Genomic DNA, 15,295 nt, shown 5'->3' on the forward strand with positions numbered 1-15,295 from the left:
CACGCGTTAGGGGTTGGGAGTCATGGCACAAGATACGCCATCCTGGTTTCGAGAGCTCGACCATACGGCCGACACGGGTATTGAGGTTTGGGCCGACGGTTTGGCAGTGCTTTTTGAGCGGGCAGCCTGGGGGTTGTTTGCGATCATTACCGATCCCGAAAGCGTCGTACCTCGGGAGGCGATGGCTTTTACGGTGGAAGCACCGGACGTGCAGGCGCTTTTGGTGCGTTGGCTCTCGGAATTAAACTATGAGCACATTACCAAACATTGGGTCTTTTCACGGTTTGCTGTGCAGCAGCTTAGCGAGCAGCAGCTGCAAGCTCTGGCATGGGGTGAGCCCATTGATCCTAAGCGGCATCCCATTTATACCGAAGTGAAGGCCATTACCTACCACGGACTGATTTTGCAACACCAAAATGGGCAGTGGTATGCTCGAATTATTTTCGATCTTTGACTGACGGACAAGCAGTTCTAGTACGGCAGCGATCGATATGGACGTGAAAATCTTCACCACCGGTGGTACGATCGATAAAGTGTACTTCGATGCGCAGAGCGTCTACGAGGTAGGCGATCCACAGATTGTAGACATCCTGCACGAGGCCAATGTTACGCTTACGTGGGACCTAGAGACGCTTTTCCGAAAGGATAGTTTGGAATTGACCGATGAAGACCGGGCGTTTATTGTAGAAAAAGTGCGGCAAGAGCCTTGTGCGCGTATTCTCATTACGCACGGTACCGATACCATGATTGAAACCGCCCGGGCGTTGCAAGGCATTCGGGATAAGACGATTGTGCTGGTTGGGTCGTTGAGTCCAGCCCGTTTTAAGCGGAGTGATGCCGAGTTTAATATTGGTTTTGCCCTGGCCGCTGTGCAGACTCTACCACCAGGCGTGTACATTGCGATGAACGGTCGCATTTTTACGCCCGAGCGCGTTCGGAAAAACCGGGAGGCCAACCGCTTTGAAGCTATTTAACGGGAACGAACCGTGTAGCTTCCGGGTGTGAGCCCACTGGCGAAGGCAACCGCTTATGTAGCAGCTCACCCATGGCCGCTCGGGTTGAGATCTCCGAGGAATTGGTAGCCCGCGCCCGTACGGGCGAGGCTGAAGCCCAAAATCAACTCTTAAGGCACCTGGAGCCTGTGCTTCGGGCGTTTTTTTTGAAGCGTCTGGGTGCAATTCCAGAAATTGACGACTTGGTTCAAAATACGCTGCTTCGTGTACATACAGGCCTGACCGACCTGAAAGACAACGGTCGGCTGAAGGCCTTTGCCATGAAAGCAGCCTTGTTTGAACTGCAGGATTGGTATCGGGGGCGTTACCACGGCCGCGAGCGGCTTTTTGATCCGGATCGGCCGCCACTGGCATGGATGCATGACAAAGCGGCGGAGCAGCGACTGGATATCGAACAAGCACTGGCTGCGCTGACGCCACGCGCCCGCCGCATCTTGGAGTTGCGTGCTTACGGCTATCGCTATCAGGAGATCGCGCGCTTGCTCCAAACTACCGAAGCAGCGGTCAAGATGCAGGTCAAGCGGGCGTTTGAGAAAATGCGCCAGTTGCTTGTGTTGCCCTGGAGTGAGTAAGACCTGTTACCTTGGAAACGCATTGGGCGGCTACACTGTAGTGTGCAGTTAACCTTTGTTTGAAGGGAAACGGTCATGGATGCCTTCCCGGAGCTGCTGCCGTTTTGGGATGAACTGTCGCCTGAGGCTCGGGCAGCCCTTCAGGAACTGCTCAGGCAGGATCCTGTGCTGATGCAGGTGTTGGCAACGTGGGAAGCAGTGCAGGCACAGCTGCACCGTGCCCTTGAAGGAGCCGTGCCTGATCGCAGGCTTTGGGTCCTTTACGCCCTAGCCCGGAGTGGGCGCCGGGAGGCGCTCTCTGCCGAAGAGCAAGCCTTGCTCGAATCAGCAAAACCTGTACTCGAGCAGGCGCTGGCTGTTCACCCGGGTCTGGCCGATGTCGTGCGAGACCTTGAGGCAGCATGTGCTGATTTTGATGAGGTTTGGAAGGCACACTGTGGTACGGATGCTACCTTTGCAACCGATCGAGGGCCTCGGCCCTTGCACCGCCGGGCTAGGGGTTATCGATGGGGCGTGCGCTTGGCGCTTGGCGGCGTCGTACTGGCCTTTGCTGGGCTGCTCTGGTGGCAGCAACGCACCGCGTGGTTGACCCAGATCGTGGATGCTGGTGCAGTGCAGACGCTTACGCTTCCCGACGGCTCCTCAGTACGGCTTGTGGGGCCAGCCGTGCTGCGCTACGCGGAACACTTCAACCGTCGCGTGCACCTTGAGGGTCAAGCTTTGCTGCAGGTGCAGCCTTCGCAAGGGTCTTTTGTGGTAGAAACGCCCGAAGCCCTGATAACCGTGCAAGGCACGCGTTTTGGCGTACGTGCCTGGAAGGACACCACCGAGGTCATTCTGGCTCAAGGTCGGCTAACCGTGCATGGAAGACAAAACCGTGCACTAGCTGTTGCGCTGTCGCCAGGTCAATTGGTTCGCGTTGCAGCTGATGGGCAAATAAGCCCACCCACCATGGTTAACGTGCCCCAAGCGTTGCAGTGGACAGGTTTGCATGTGTTTGAGGGCGTGACCATGGCTGAAATTGCCCGCCATCTTACAGCGTTTTACCAGATGCCGATCCTTGTCGACACGACTTTAGCCGATGAGCTTGTGGTAGGTACTTTTGCTCAAACGCAACCGCTAGAAGAAATTCTTAGTGCGCTGGCAACAACGCTGGGTGCGCGTCTGGAGCAGCAAGACGGTAGCTATCGCCTCATGCCTGGGCGATAAATTTCGCGTGACAACTCTGCAGCTCGCCGTGCGTAAGATAGGAGCGTTCCTAAACGAGCGGGCTGCGCGCCAATGCGAGCATTTCGCTGCATCGCCTGGATATGTCTATCTTGGATGGTAGGATGCCTGGTCGTCCAAGCGCAGACCGTCTCCATTCATCTTGCGCTTGAGGATGTCCCGCTCGAAGCCGCCTTGCAGCAGCTTAGCGGGCAAACCGGAGTACGGTTGATCTATGCCCAACGCCTAGTAACCGGTCAGCGCAGCACCTGCCACTATCGGGGCAACCAACTTGAAGCTGCATTGGCGTGCATCTTAAACGGGTCGGGTCTGCGGGCCCAGCGCATTCAAGACGGGCAATATGTGCTGGTCGCTACGCATATTACCCGCCGCTCATGGGGACGGCAAACCGGTATGCTTTCTGGATTTGTGCTGGATGGACAAAGTGGCGAAGTGCTGCCCGGAGCACATATCTACCTCCCAGACCTGCGCCGAGGCACAACCAGCAACGCTGCCGGCTATTTTGCCTTGCCTGCGCTTTCAAGGGCTTTTTATCGCGTGCGCATTACCTATTTGGGCTATGCCCCAGTGGATACGGTGCTCTGGGCTGGGGGCGAGCCGCTGATGGTGCGCCTAAGACCTGTCGCACTTGAAGTTAAGCCGCTCGTTGTTGACGCTGGCCGTTTGGCCCTGGAGCAGCAACCGACCACTACCGGAGCTTTAATGCTCCCGGTGGCTTATTTGGAACGTTTCCCCTCTTTTCCAGGAACGCAGGATCTGCTCCAAACGCTACAGTGGTTTCCTGGCGTGCAGCGCTCTGGTGAAGTGAACGGGGGCTTAAGCGTGCAAGGCGGAGCGCCGGACCAGAACCTCTACCTGCTCGATGGGGCACCGGTATACCATCCTTGGCATGCTTTCAGTCTGATTTCGACGTTTCAAACCGAAACGTTCAAGAGCATTCGGTTTTACCGAGGCATTTTCCCTGCTGCTTATGGTGGTCGGCTCAGTGCTGTACTGGAGGCCGAGCTGCGCGACGGCAACCAGGAAAAGCCACAGGCCGTATTGGGGCTAAGCCCGCTTAATGCCCGCTTTGTGGTTGAAAGCCCGCTAAATACCCACAGCTCGTTTATGGTCTCGGGCCGGCGTTCCTATCTCGATCAGCTTATAGGGCGACAGCATCCTGTCGAGGACGCCTCGGGCCGACGGGATACGTTGCGTACAGGCTATTATTTTTATGATGTAAGCGCCAAATTGACCTACCGCCCTGGCGTACGACATCGCCTATCGGTCAGTTACTACGAAGGGGGGGACGATCTAGACCTACGGCTGCCGTTTGATTTTTCGCTGGACTTTTCTTCGTGGCTGCGTCCGGCAGATCTGTTTTTTGAAGTGGCCCAGCACTGGGACAATCGCTTAGCCAGCCTACGTTATCAATACTTGCCTACGCGGCGCTTTTTTGTAAGTGCAGTAGCGTATTGGTCGGGTTACCAAGCGCAAGAGTCGTTTTTTGTCAAGCCTACAGGTGCGGCTGCTGTGGCGTCGGATTATACCGTTCGCCTAGAAGACTTTGGCGTGCGTTTAGAAGCGAACCACTACGCTTCGCTTATGCACGAAACGCAAGCCGGCTTGCAGCTGGTGTGGCGGAGCTTCCATAGCACCTTAGATGCTTGGGTGAAACGGGCGCCTTTAGCTGTGGATACCCTAGCCCAAATCAGCCGGCAGCAAGCGCTTGAAGCCGCCGTCTACGGACAGCATGTATGGCGTCCAACAACGCGGTGGGAAGCTGAGTTAGGCCTGAGGGTGAGCTGGTTTGATGCGCTGCCACTCGAGCTAGAACCACGCTTGGCCGTGCGCTACAGCCTGCTTCCTGGGGTTTGGGTTGCTCGGGCCAGCCTAGGACGCTCTGTGCAGTACTTGCATCAATTGCGGGATCGGTATTCCTATGTGTACGATGTGGTCTCTTCGCGCTGGATTCCTGCCGGACTTACTGTGCGGCCCGCGGTTGCCTGGCAGGGAGCAATGGAGCTGGAAGGGCACCTGCGTCCAGGGGTGACGATGCAAGCGCAGCTCTACTATCGGCATCTGTTGCAGCAGCTGTTACCCTACGATGAATACCAGACCAAAGATGGTTTGGAGGGACCGGGCATTGAGATGGGGGTGCTCCTAGGGCAGTACACGCCGGCTCGGGCGCGAGCCTACGGGGGAGAGCTGCTGGTACGCTTGGACCGAGAGCCTTGGCATCTTTGGCTAGCTTATCAGGCTGGCCGATCACTTAACCGCGCCCAGCACGAAACGCGCTACCGGCCAGCACGCTTTGAGGTCCCGCAGGCCTTGCGCACCGTGATGGGCTACGACCAATCGCGCTGGAGCTTTACGCTGGCCGCCGAACTGCGCAGCGGCTACCCCACGACCGTCCCGGTAGCACGCTATGCCCTTGGCGACCCTTTAGCGCCCGAGCCGATTGTGTACCTCTACCGTCCGGAAATTAACAACGGTCGCCTGCCTCCCTACTGGCGCATTGACGGACAGCTTACCTATCGTTTTCACTGGCTAGGCGCAAACTGGCATGCGGCACTTTATCTCTACAACCTGCTCAATCGGCGTAACGTGATCGATCGTCGTTACGAACCTGCGCCTACGGGCGTGCGCCAAATCGACCGTAAAGGACTGCCACTGCTACCATTGATTGAGTTGCAAATGAAGCTATGAGGCGCTGGCTTGTGTTTGGCTTGCTGGGGTGTTGGCTCCTGGGCTGCGATACACTCATGCCGGGTAGCGAACCCGTGCTGGTCGTCGAGGCGTTTTTCCAAACGGGGGCGCCGCCACCAGCCATCCGTCTCCGACAAACTGGCCCCCTCTATAGCGCCTCAGTACCGGCTGTTACCGATGCGCAAGTGACGCTGCAGGTGGATACACTGCACATCCCCTATCAGCCTGATGCAGCCGTACCCGGTGTTTACCAGCCCCTAGGGGCTCTCACGCCCTTGCAGGCTGGACAGGTGGTGCGCCTTCAGGTGTTTTGGCAAGGAATCCAAGTTCAAGCTATCGATACGCTTCCACCGCCTATTCGGATCGACAGCGTACAGGTGATGGTACCTGAATCTCCAGTACAAGCCGTACTACTCGACTCACTCCTCCTAAACGATTCATTGGCTACGGGTGCGCGTTTTGGCTACTTGTATCCTGTCACGGTTACGCTGTGGTGGCAAGCGCCGATCGAAACGCAGCGCCTCTACTGGGTGCGCCCACACCTGCGGCCTGAAGTGTCTTTTTCTTCCACAATAGTTGATCTCTTCTTGCGCACTGAGCAAATTCTGCGAGAGTCGCAAAGCGATCAGAATAGCCGTGGGCAGCACTACTGGACCGGTGTGTATGCGATACCGGTGGAGAAAGCCCACGACCCGCTTCCTCCGCACAGGTTGCGTGTGGCCCTTGTGCGGAGTGGGCAGGCCTATGCTCGTTTTGCTTCCAGCCGGAAAGCGCCCGAACGTCGAGAGCCCGTTTCCAACGTGGTTGGAGGCTTAGGTATTGCAGCAGCACTTGCGCTGGATTCTTTATTCCTCACCGTTAGGCCGTTGCCATGAAACCCACTCAGTACAAACCGCACTTTCAAGAGGGGCTGGTGACGCGTCTTAGGCCTCAGCAAAAGGATTCGGAACGTTTTGCCCTTTTTGTAGCTGATCGCTTTGTCATGGAAGTGCACTGCGAGCTGTTGGCCGCCTTTGGAGTGCAAGAGGGACAGGTGCTTTCGACCGCGGCTCAGCAAGCCCTCTACCGGGCAGAACAGGAGCGGCAAGCACGCGATGTCGCCTTGCATTACCTAAAGCATCGTCCGCGCACTGCACAGGAAATTACGCGTCGCCTGGAACGTGCAGGTTTTGACGCAAGCAGCATCCAAAGTGTGGTTGCCTGGTTGCAAGAGCATGGGTACCTAAATGATGAGGCGTATGCCCGGGAGTACGCGCGCAACCGGCTGCAACACCGGGGTTACGGCCCGCGCCGGCTGCGTGCTGAGCTGCAAAAACGTGGTATTTCGCCAGATATTATTGAAACCGCGTTGGCTGAAGCGCTGCGTGCCGTCAGCCCCATAGCGGTTGCTCGGCACGTGGGCCAAAAGCATTGGGCGCGATTGCTGCAAAGCGAGCCTGACGTACGCAAGCGCCGGCGTAAACTGCTTAATTATCTTCAGCGGCGTGGCTTTACGTTAGAAGTAGCCTATGCCGTGCTGCGGGAGCTAGCTTGACCCCATGACTATGGCGAACGTAGCGCACGAACCGAATACTGCGTCCTCAAGTGCGGTGTGGCATCACTTAACCCGCCACTGGCTGGGGCGGCTGGTCCTGGCAGGGCTCATGCTAGGCGCGGTGGTTTGGGTAACCTACGCCTTTACCAATCTGCTTGTCTACTTGTTGGTAGGCTGGCTGTTGGCCTACTTGCTGCGACCGATTGTCGACCGGCTGCAATGGTTGGGGCGCGTGCCGGCCATTTTGCTCACGCTAGCTGGCTGCATTGCCCTGATTAGTCTGCTGCTAACCTCGCTGCTGCCTTTTTTAGCCCGGCAGGTGGCTGAACTGTCTCAGCTGATCTCCTTGGAAGCCCTCCAGAGTGCTATTGGTGAGCTAGAGCGTTGGCTAGTGCGTTTTATTCCTATACAGCCAGGTACGCTGATGCGACTGCTACGCCAAGGATTTGAAACCCTGATCCGAGAACAGCAGCTGGCAGGTACGGTCAGCTCTATTTTGGACCTGTTCACCAACCTGTTTTATGCTGTACTGGTTATTCCGTTTGTTACCTTTTTTGTACTAAAAGACGGGGTACATTTGCGCCGCTCGTTGTTGCAACTCATACCCAATCGATATTTTGAACTGACCCTAGCGATACTGGAAAAGTTGGGAGGAAGTGTGGGGCGGTATTTCCGCGCGCTGTTTTTGCAAAGCCTGGCCGTTGCGACGCTGGCTAGTGTTTTGTTGTACATTTTTGGATTGCACTTTGCTTTGGCTGTAGGGGTATTTGCCGGGATTGCCAACACCATTCCCTATTTTGGACCTCTGATGGGGTTTGTTGCAGGCACGCTAGTGGGCATCGCCCAAACGGGCGATTTTTCCATGGTGTTTAGGGTACTTGTGGCCATGGGGCTGACCCAGGTAGTGGACAACGTGCTCTTCCAGCCGATGATTTTTTCACGAGCTGCTCAGGCGCATCCGCTGATTATTTTGTTTGCCGTGCTTGTAGGCGCTCAGCTGGCCGGCATTGTTGGGATGCTGCTGGCAATACCGGTTTTGACCGTGGTGCGTACAGCCTTTGTGCAACTGCGCTGGGGCATGCAGAATTACCATATCGTCAGAGCTACTTCTTCATGAGTCGCATTGCACCAATCGATCGCTTGCTGCTGCTTGTGGGTCTGGCAGGGTTGGGTTGGAGCTTTTGGCTGCTGCCACGCCAGCATCCAGATGCTTTTCTCAGTCAGATGGGCTCGCTAGAAGCTGTCCGTCAGGAAGCGGTGCGTTTTATGCGTCAGCAAGGCTACGCCATTGATTCCTTTAAAGTCACTGTAACGCTTCGGCGAGATACTGCCTTGCTGGGTTCTTGGCAGCGTCGCTGGGGTAGGGCCGAGCTGCTTCGGCAACTCGAGGCGATGCCCTGGATGCCGGCTTACGTTTGGGAAGTGCAAGGGGTAACGAGCGAAGAAGGGCCGCCTGCATGGTCGGTGCATCTTGCGAGCGATAGAACAGTATGGGCCATGCGCCTTGACCCTCGGCGCATGCAGACGCTTCGCGCTGACACGGCAGTAACGTTTGATCCAGCAGCTTCCTGGGGCAAGCTTCCCGATACCCTTGGTCGTGCAACGTTGCGTCCGGGTCCTGCAGAAGCCCTGGCTTGGGCGCGCCGTCATGTGGCACAGGGCTTAGAACGCCACGTGCGTCTTGAGCCAGACTCGGTAGGACTCGAAGGCGCAAACCTGGCGCGGGTACGCTTTCGAGGACTTGCTCCGACCGGAGATACGCTGACTGTATGGACAAAGGTTACGGCTACAGGTACCTTGCAGGAGCTTCGGGTGGCATGGGCAAAGGCTGAGCAAACAGCACCGCCTTTTCAGCAAGAGCTTAGCCTCGATCTGAAGAGCTGGTTGACGATTGTTACCTATGCTGGGCTGCTGCTGTGGCTTTTGGGTGTTTTCCTGCAGCGATTGCGCCGACGTTTGCTCGACACGCAAGCCACGTTGCGGGATGCGGTGGTGGGGGGAGTGTTGTTGGGCAGTGGGGTGCTGAGCGCTTCGTTGCCGGTTTTGCTGCGCACGGAATCGCTAGAGCTGCGGCTTATCTTTGTGGGGACCAGCGTGCTTGCTACAGGGATTTTGGGGGTGACCAGCAGTTTTGTGGTGGCCAGCACCTCCGACGCCCTAGCTCGCGACTACTGGCCAGAGAAGCTATCGGTACTTTCGCTGCTGCGCAATGGGCAAATTCGGAATGTCCCCGTAGGTCTGGCGCTGTTGCGGGCCATGGCTGTTGGGGGAGTGCTTTTGGGGGTGCTGACGGCTTGGATGGTCCTGCGCCCGTATGCACCCCTAAAGCTGGAAGTGAGCCCTACCGAGACCATCGTGCCCGGCTTGACAGCCGTCGTGTGGTTAGGGACGCTTGGCTGGACAGGCTTAATGCAGATGCACCTGTTGCTGGCTGTTGTCGCGCGGCTACGGCGGCTCGGCCGTTGGGCATTGCCTGTGCTGTTCACCATTGGGTGGGGCGTGATGGGAGCCTTTACCTTTTACCAATCGCTGGCAGACGCATTGCTGCTGCAGGGGCTGTGGGCTGTAGTACTCGTAAGCATTCTTTGGCGCGGTGAGGTGGTTAGCTGTGGGTTGGGATTAATGATAGGGTTATGGTTGTGGAAGAGTGTGCCTGGCTGGGTAAACCTAAGCGGGCCTTTAGGTATGGATGGCTTGATCGTGCTGGGAGGGATAGGTTTGCTTGGAGGAATAGGGGTAGCGGGCTTGGTTAGCCGACGTCCAGAGACCGAATTGCCCCAGTATGTGCCGCTCTACGTGCAAGAATTGGCCCGCCAGGAGCGCCTGCAGCGCGAGCTGGAGATTGCACGTCAAGCTCAGGCTTCTTTGCTCCCACATCGGCTCCCGCAGGTTCCGGGTGTACAGATGGCTGCTTTTTGCTTGCCCGCTTATGAGGTAGGGGGGGACTACTACGATGTGTTTTTGTTGCCCGATGGCAGGCTGGTCGTGGTCGTAGGCGACGTCAGTGGTAAAGGTACGCAGGCAGCTTTTTTTATGACTCTGGTTAAGGGCTACGTACGTGCCCTCAGCCTCTCCGGCGATCGCCCACGGGATGTGCTAAGCCGGTTAAACCGGCTGTTTCGGGAGCAAGCACCCCGAGGTTTGTTTGTCACTATGGTGTATGGCATTCTCGATCCAGAGACGCGAATTTTTACTTTATCTCGGGCAGGCCATCCCCCAGTGTTCCATTGGCGCGCTTACGACGGCCGCGTTGCTATGCTGCAACCTTTAGGCCTTGGTATTGGACTGGCCGATGCTGCGCTGTTTGATGCCGTCTTGGAAGAGTATACGCTGACCCTTGAGGAAGGCGACGGCTTGCTGCTGTATACGGATGGCGTTATGGAGCGTGTCGGGCAGCAACCCGATCGTTGGGGCGTTGATGGGCTGTGCCAGTGGATTGCGCAGCACCTCCCTAAAGCAGGTTCGCCCGAAGTATGGCTAGAAGCACTCCGCACAGCCTTGCAAAAGCAGCAGAACGACAAACTTGCCGATGACCTGACCGCCATTTGGCTAGAAGTTACGGCCAAAGCATGAAGCAACAAGCCGAGTTTGATCGTGCCGTGGCGCGGTTGCGCCAGCAGCTTCCGGCGCAGCCTGAAGTAGCCTTGATTTTGGGATCAGGGTTAGGAACGCTTGCTGAAGCGGTTGAGCAGGCGGTTGTCTTACCTGCTGCAGAGATTCCCGGTTATCCTTCCTCTACGGTTGAAGGACATGCGGGACGCTTGGTGGGCGGTTACCTGGAGGGTTGCCCCGTAGTGGTCGTGCAGGGACGCGTGCATTGCTATGAAGGGTATAGTCCACAAGCGGTAGCTTTTCCAGTGCGCTTGGTGCATGCCCTGGGGGCCCAACGCCTAATCGTGACGAATGCGGCTGGTGCACTCAATCCTCATTTTCGTCCCGGCATGCTCATGTTTTTGGTCGACCATATCAATGCAGCTTTCCGCAGTCCGCTCGTCGGTGCGTTGCAGCATTTCCCTCCATCTTTTGGGCGAGGCAGTCCCGACTTAAGTGCACCTTATGATTTGGGCTGGATCGAGGCCGCCGAGCAGGTGGCATTGCAACTTCGCATTCCTACCTGCCGCGGGGTATATTTGTGGACGCTAGGACCTAGCTACGAAACAAAGGCCGAAATCCGTATGTACCGGCGTTTAGGCGCCGATGCTGTGGGCATGAGTACGGTGCCAGAAGTGATCCAAGCGTGCCAGCTTGGCATGAAAGTGCTGGGCATTTCCACGTTGACCAATATGGCTGCCGGCATGCACCGTGGACCGTTAACCCATGAAGAAGTGCTGGCGGTAGGACTTCAGGTGCGCGATCGCCTAGAGCAGCTTGTGCGCGGGATTATGCGGCAACTCTATGCAAAAAATTTTTAGAATTTTACTGTCGATAAACAAAAAATCAGACAAGACGTTGTGTTTTAAATTGATTGTTTGCATATTTACTTACGTTTGTGTAGCACTGGCACCAAAGTCGGTGCTACGATCTTAGTAATGAGCTCTTGTGAAGCAGTGAAGGGACGTTCATGAGCTACGATTCGCAGCACACCGATTATCGGTATCGACGGGAGTCCTACGACGAGGATATGCGTGACGTGCGAGACACCCGGGAAGGCGGGCACTACCGAGAAGAAGTTTACTCTAAGCGGGTGCCAGCTGGAAAGCGTACGTACTTTTTCGACGTCAAGCCAACGCGCTCTGGTGACGACTATTTCATCACGATCACTGAGAGCAAACGTATTGACGACCACCACTACGAAAAGCACAAAATCTTTCTCTACAAGGAAGATTTTGGCAAGTTTATCGCTGCGATCCACGAGGTGGTGCAGCACATCCGCAAGACCTACTTGCCGGACTACGACTTTAAGGATCTGCCTGAGCTTACTGTACCTTCCCGACACGCGCGGGACGAGGACGAGGTGTAAAAGAGCGATCTGTCGTGTACGGTTGGTGGGGAGGCGTGTTGGCCTCGATCCAATTCGAACTATGCCCAAAGCCGGCTTAGCCGGCTTTTTGTTTTCTAACCCAAACGAAAAATCCCATGGAACTGCTGCCCATTGTAGCCTATGGGAGCCGGCATGAGCGGTTGGCAGCAATCTTGCAGCGTAGCGGCACGTTCGATCCCGTTATTGAGCAACGCGTTCGCGAAATTCTCGAAGCAGTGCGCCAGCGAGGGGATGCAGCGCTTGAGGAATTGACTGAACGGTTTGATGGCGTGCGCCCTCCGTCTTTGCGTGTTTCGGAGGCCGAATTGGAAGCGGCCTATGCCGCGATAGATCCAGAGCTGAAAGCCGTTTTAGCCGAAGCAGCAGCCAACATCCGCCGCTTTCACGAACACCAGCGCCGCACGTCTTGGTTTATCGAAGAAGACGATGGCGTGGTGCTGGGTCAACGGGTGTTGCCTCTGGAACGGGTGGGCTTGTACGTTCCGGGGGGGCGTGCCTTTTACCCGTCGAGCTTGCTGATGAACGCCATTCCAGCACAGGTGGCTGGGGTACGAGAATTGCACCTGGTTTCTCCCCCAACTGCTTCGGGCAGGCCGCATCCTTTGGTTTTGGCTACAGCGTATTTTTTGGGCGTGCGCCATGTGTACGCTGTAGGAGGTGCCCAAGCCATTGCGGCTTTGGCGTTTGGCACAGAAACAATCCCGCGCGTGGACAAAATCGTGGGTCCTGGCAATGCCTACGTAGCAACGGCTAAAAAGCTAGTCTACGGCCCAGTAGCGATTGATGCCATAGCGGGTCCTAGTGAGATCGTGGTTGTGGCCGACGACACGGCCGACCCGGAATTTGTGGCAGCTGACCTTTTGTCGCAGGCCGAGCACGACGAGCGGGCTTCGGCCATTCTAGTGACGCCGCACCGTTTGCTGGCCGAAGTGGTGCAGGCAAAAGTGCGGGAACTGGTAGCCCGTGCACCGCGCCGCCCTATTCTTGAGGTATCGCTTGCCCGCTATAGTGCCTGCATTGTGACCGAGTCTCTAGAAGAAGCTTTTGCCGTGGTCAACGAGCTGGCACCTGAACATCTAGAGCTTCTCGTCCGCGACCCCTGGGCAGCGCTGACACAGGTGCGCCATGCAGGCGCCGTCTTTCTCGGACCCTATGCCACCGAACCTGTGGGAGACTACTTTGCCGGTCCCAATCACGTACTACCTACCGGGGGGACGGCCCGGTATGCTTCCGCACTCAGTGTAGATGATTTTGTGCGTAGCCAGTCGATTATTGCCTATACAGCCCGGCGATTGCAGCAGACAGGACCGCAAATTATCCGCTTTGCGGAGGCCGAAGACCTGCCAGCCCATGCCCAGGCTGTTGCCATCCGCCTGGCGCGCTTGCGTGAAACTTCTGCGGCCTTCTCGACTTCCAAAACCGTGTCGTAACCGGTCGTAACCTTATGCTTCACGATGTGCTGACCGTCGACGCCTTAACACAGGCATTGCAGGTCATCCGGCCTGCAGTGCGCCAAGGTAAGCCCTATAGCGTAGGTGCGCCCCCTGAGGCGCCAATCAAGCTTAATCAAAACGAAAATCCTTTCGAGCTGCCCGAAGCGGTTAAACGTGAGCTGCTCGAGGCGCTTCAGGAAGTTCCGCTGAACCGCTATCCTGCCGAGCATCCAGAACGCTTGCGCCAGGCCCTAGCTGAGCACCTTGGATGGAGCCCTGAGGGCATTATTGTAGGTAACGGCTCTAACGAGCTGACCTTTACCCTTGGCCTAGCGGTGGTGGATGCAGGTACTCCGGTGGTGCTGCCGCGGCCCATGTTTTCCTTCTATGAAATGATGGTACGGTTGCACGGTGGAAACGTGCTGGGCGTGCCGCCGCGTCCTGACTTGCAGTTCGATACCGAGGCACTGCTTGAAACCATCAGCCGTAACAGGCCTGCACTGGTGGTGCTGACCACCCCGAACAATCCAACGGGCCTGACAATGGCGCCTGAAGACGTGGAGGCCATCGTGCAGGCAGCTCCTGGTTTGGTCTTGATCGATGAAGCCTACGTAGAGTTTACCGATGGCATTGGGTTTCGGAGGTTTTTAGATCACTACCCCCACGTACTGTTGCTGCGCACGTTTTCGAAGGCTTTTGGTTTGGCCGGAGTGCGATTGGGCTATCTGGTAGGCCACCCGCGCATCATTCAGGAACTCTACAAGGCCCGTATTCCTTTTATGGTAGATCGGTTGGCTGAGACGATAGCCCTAACGCTGCTGCGGCACTACAAACTCGTGCAGGAGCAAGCCGCGCGCATCAAGCAAGCAGTGGCTTGGCTCTACCAGGAGCTGGCTACGCTGGCTGGTGTAGCACCGGTGCCTTCACAGGCGAATTTTGTTATCTTTCGGACAGAGCTGCAACCTCGCATTCTGCTTGCTCGTCTGGCCCAGAAAGGCATTTTGCTGCGCGACCTGAGCAACTATCCTGAGCTGCGGGGTTACGTGCGCGTAAGCGCTGGGCGGCCAGAAGAGAACCGGGCCTTTATGGACGCGTTGAAAGAGGCGCTTACCGAACCTGAATAGGTCACGCAGCCTTGGCAGTGCGGGTAGCGGGCTAAACGTTAGCATACGTACAATGGAGCTCATACAGGTTGACATCGTTGGGCTTTCTACGAGTCCTTCCAGTGGTGGGGCGTATGCGCTGGTCTTAGGAGAGGTTGACGGCAATCGGCGGTTACCGATCATCATCGGTGCTTTTGAAGCGCAAGCCATCGCGCTGGAATTAGAGAAAATTCAGCCGCCACGCCCGATGACGCACGATCTTTTGCGTGACCTATTCGAGGCAGTGGGTGCGGAGGTGCTGAGCGTGGTGATTGATGAGCTGCGCGATGGTACATTCTATGCCAAGATTCGCTTTGTGCATAACGGACGAGAGCGTCAACTGGATGCTCGACCCAGCGATGCTGTGGCGCTGGCTGTACGTGTCGATGCGCCTATCTTTGTAGCCCCAGCCGTGATGGAAGAGGCAGGCATTCCGGCCGAAGAAGGCGGAACCCTTTCGGTGAGCAGCAGCCGCGAAATGGAGGAGCCCGAGCCGCCCATGTCGCGCCTGGAACGTATGCAGAAAATGCTCGAAAAAGCTATCGAAGAGGAAGACTACGAACGTGCTGCCCAATTGCGGGATGAGATTGCTCGCCTAAAAAAAGAACAAGGACAAAACTAACGCGCATCGAAGGTGCACCTTATCCACAGCGAAGCTCTCCGGTAAGCGAAGCCATAAAGCTTCGCTTTTTGTTTTACTTGGGG

The 15,295-nt window shown here is 56.6% G+C and carries 14 protein-coding genes; all 14 read left to right on the forward strand.

The annotated features are described in order from the left end of the window. The first annotated feature begins 22 nt into the window (after positions 1 to 22). The 14 genes from J8E65_RS07290 to J8E65_RS07355 all read left to right on the forward strand — a co-directional run bounded on the left by J8E65_RS07290 (position 23) and on the right by J8E65_RS07355 (position 15,212). The gene (locus J8E65_RS07290) at positions 23 to 454 is read left to right on the forward strand and encodes an archease (protein WP_210375107.1); all 432 of its coding nucleotides are present in this window, start codon (positions 23 to 25) and stop codon (positions 452 to 454) included. Between the two features lie 37 nt (positions 455 to 491). Then, positions 492 to 974 carry an asparaginase domain-containing protein gene (locus tag J8E65_RS07295; RefSeq protein WP_210375108.1) on the forward strand — a complete coding sequence of 161 codons (483 nt, stop codon included), beginning with the start codon at positions 492 to 494 and terminating at the stop codon, positions 972 to 974. Between the two features lie 71 nt (positions 975 to 1,045). Further along, a complete protein-coding gene (locus J8E65_RS07300; protein WP_210375109.1) occupies positions 1,046 to 1,585 on the forward strand; it encodes an RNA polymerase sigma factor in 540 nt (179 codons plus the stop codon). A 75-nt stretch (positions 1,586 to 1,660) separates the two neighbouring features. After that, positions 1,661 to 2,794, forward strand: a complete 1,134-nt coding sequence (locus tag J8E65_RS07305; protein ID WP_210375110.1) for a FecR domain-containing protein — start codon at positions 1,661 to 1,663, stop codon at positions 2,792 to 2,794. Positions 2,795 to 2,866: 72 nt separating this feature from the next. Further along, the gene (locus tag J8E65_RS07310; RefSeq protein ID WP_210375111.1) at positions 2,867 to 5,500 is read left to right on the forward strand and encodes a TonB-dependent receptor; all 2,634 of its coding nucleotides are present in this window, start codon (positions 2,867 to 2,869) and stop codon (positions 5,498 to 5,500) included. Beyond that, a complete protein-coding gene (locus tag J8E65_RS07315) occupies positions 5,497 to 6,375 on the forward strand; it encodes a DUF4249 family protein (protein ID WP_210375112.1) in 879 nt (292 codons plus the stop codon). Before J8E65_RS07310 ends, J8E65_RS07315 begins: the two co-directional genes overlap by 4 nt. Further along, positions 6,372 to 7,034 carry a regulatory protein RecX gene (locus J8E65_RS07320; protein WP_210375113.1) on the forward strand — a complete coding sequence of 221 codons (663 nt, stop codon included), beginning with the start codon at positions 6,372 to 6,374 and terminating at the stop codon, positions 7,032 to 7,034. Before J8E65_RS07315 ends, J8E65_RS07320 begins: the two co-directional genes overlap by 4 nt. Positions 7,035 to 7,038: 4 nt before the next feature. After that, entirely contained in the window at positions 7,039 to 8,151 is a 1,113-nt protein-coding gene (locus tag J8E65_RS07325; protein WP_210375114.1) for an AI-2E family transporter, read from the forward strand. Continuing rightward, the gene (locus J8E65_RS07330; protein WP_210375115.1) at positions 8,148 to 10,607 is read left to right on the forward strand and encodes a PP2C family protein-serine/threonine phosphatase; all 2,460 of its coding nucleotides are present in this window, start codon (positions 8,148 to 8,150) and stop codon (positions 10,605 to 10,607) included. The genes J8E65_RS07325 and J8E65_RS07330 overlap by 4 nt, the downstream gene beginning before the upstream one ends. After that, entirely contained in the window at positions 10,604 to 11,446 is an 843-nt protein-coding gene (locus J8E65_RS07335; protein WP_210375116.1) for a purine-nucleoside phosphorylase, read from the forward strand. The genes J8E65_RS07330 and J8E65_RS07335 overlap by 4 nt, the downstream gene beginning before the upstream one ends. 149 nt (positions 11,447 to 11,595) lie before the next feature. Next, positions 11,596 to 11,994: a DUF3276 family protein gene (locus J8E65_RS07340; RefSeq protein WP_210375117.1), complete on the forward strand. Its 399-nt coding sequence runs from the start codon at positions 11,596 to 11,598 to the stop codon at positions 11,992 to 11,994. A gap of 116 nt (positions 11,995 to 12,110) precedes the next feature. Beyond that, positions 12,111 to 13,445, forward strand: coding sequence for a histidinol dehydrogenase (hisD, locus tag J8E65_RS07345; protein WP_210375118.1), 1,335 nt, complete (start codon positions 12,111 to 12,113; stop codon positions 13,443 to 13,445). Positions 13,446 to 13,459: 14 nt separating this feature from the next. Then, complete coding sequence (gene hisC, locus J8E65_RS07350; RefSeq protein ID WP_210375119.1) at positions 13,460 to 14,572, forward strand: histidinol-phosphate transaminase; 1,113 nt, start codon at positions 13,460 to 13,462, stop codon at positions 14,570 to 14,572. 52 nt (positions 14,573 to 14,624) lie between these two features. Beyond that, on the forward strand, positions 14,625 to 15,212 hold the full coding sequence (locus tag J8E65_RS07355) for a bifunctional nuclease family protein (RefSeq protein ID WP_210375120.1): 588 nt from the start codon (positions 14,625 to 14,627) through the stop codon (positions 15,210 to 15,212). Positions 15,213 to 15,295 lie beyond the last annotated feature (83 nt).

Origin of the sequence: Rhodothermus bifroesti (genome assembly GCF_017908595.1) — a bacterium.
In the GTDB taxonomy this organism is placed as follows: Bacteria; Bacteroidota; Rhodothermia; order Rhodothermales; family Rhodothermaceae; genus Rhodothermus; species Rhodothermus bifroesti.

Coding starts and splice junctions, on each gene's coding strand:
- J8E65_RS07290 (WP_210375107.1), top strand. CDS start 23: ATGGCACAAGATACGCCATCCTGGTTTCGAGAGCTCGACCATACGGCC.
- J8E65_RS07295 (WP_210375108.1), top strand. CDS start 492: ATGGACGTGAAAATCTTCACCACCGGTGGTACGATCGATAAAGTGTAC.
- J8E65_RS07300 (WP_210375109.1), top strand. CDS start 1,046: ATGGCCGCTCGGGTTGAGATCTCCGAGGAATTGGTAGCCCGCGCCCGT.
- J8E65_RS07305 (WP_210375110.1), top strand. CDS start 1,661: ATGGATGCCTTCCCGGAGCTGCTGCCGTTTTGGGATGAACTGTCGCCT.
- J8E65_RS07310 (WP_210375111.1), top strand. CDS start 2,867: ATGCGAGCATTTCGCTGCATCGCCTGGATATGTCTATCTTGGATGGTA.
- J8E65_RS07315 (WP_210375112.1), top strand. CDS start 5,497: ATGAGGCGCTGGCTTGTGTTTGGCTTGCTGGGGTGTTGGCTCCTGGGC.
- J8E65_RS07320 (WP_210375113.1), top strand. CDS start 6,372: ATGAAACCCACTCAGTACAAACCGCACTTTCAAGAGGGGCTGGTGACG.
- J8E65_RS07325 (WP_210375114.1), top strand. CDS start 7,039: ATGACTATGGCGAACGTAGCGCACGAACCGAATACTGCGTCCTCAAGT.
- J8E65_RS07330 (WP_210375115.1), top strand. CDS start 8,148: ATGAGTCGCATTGCACCAATCGATCGCTTGCTGCTGCTTGTGGGTCTG.
- J8E65_RS07335 (WP_210375116.1), top strand. CDS start 10,604: ATGAAGCAACAAGCCGAGTTTGATCGTGCCGTGGCGCGGTTGCGCCAG.
- J8E65_RS07340 (WP_210375117.1), top strand. CDS start 11,596: ATGAGCTACGATTCGCAGCACACCGATTATCGGTATCGACGGGAGTCC.
- hisD (WP_210375118.1), top strand. CDS start 12,111: ATGGAACTGCTGCCCATTGTAGCCTATGGGAGCCGGCATGAGCGGTTG.
- hisC (WP_210375119.1), top strand. CDS start 13,460: ATGCTTCACGATGTGCTGACCGTCGACGCCTTAACACAGGCATTGCAG.
- J8E65_RS07355 (WP_210375120.1), top strand. CDS start 14,625: ATGGAGCTCATACAGGTTGACATCGTTGGGCTTTCTACGAGTCCTTCC.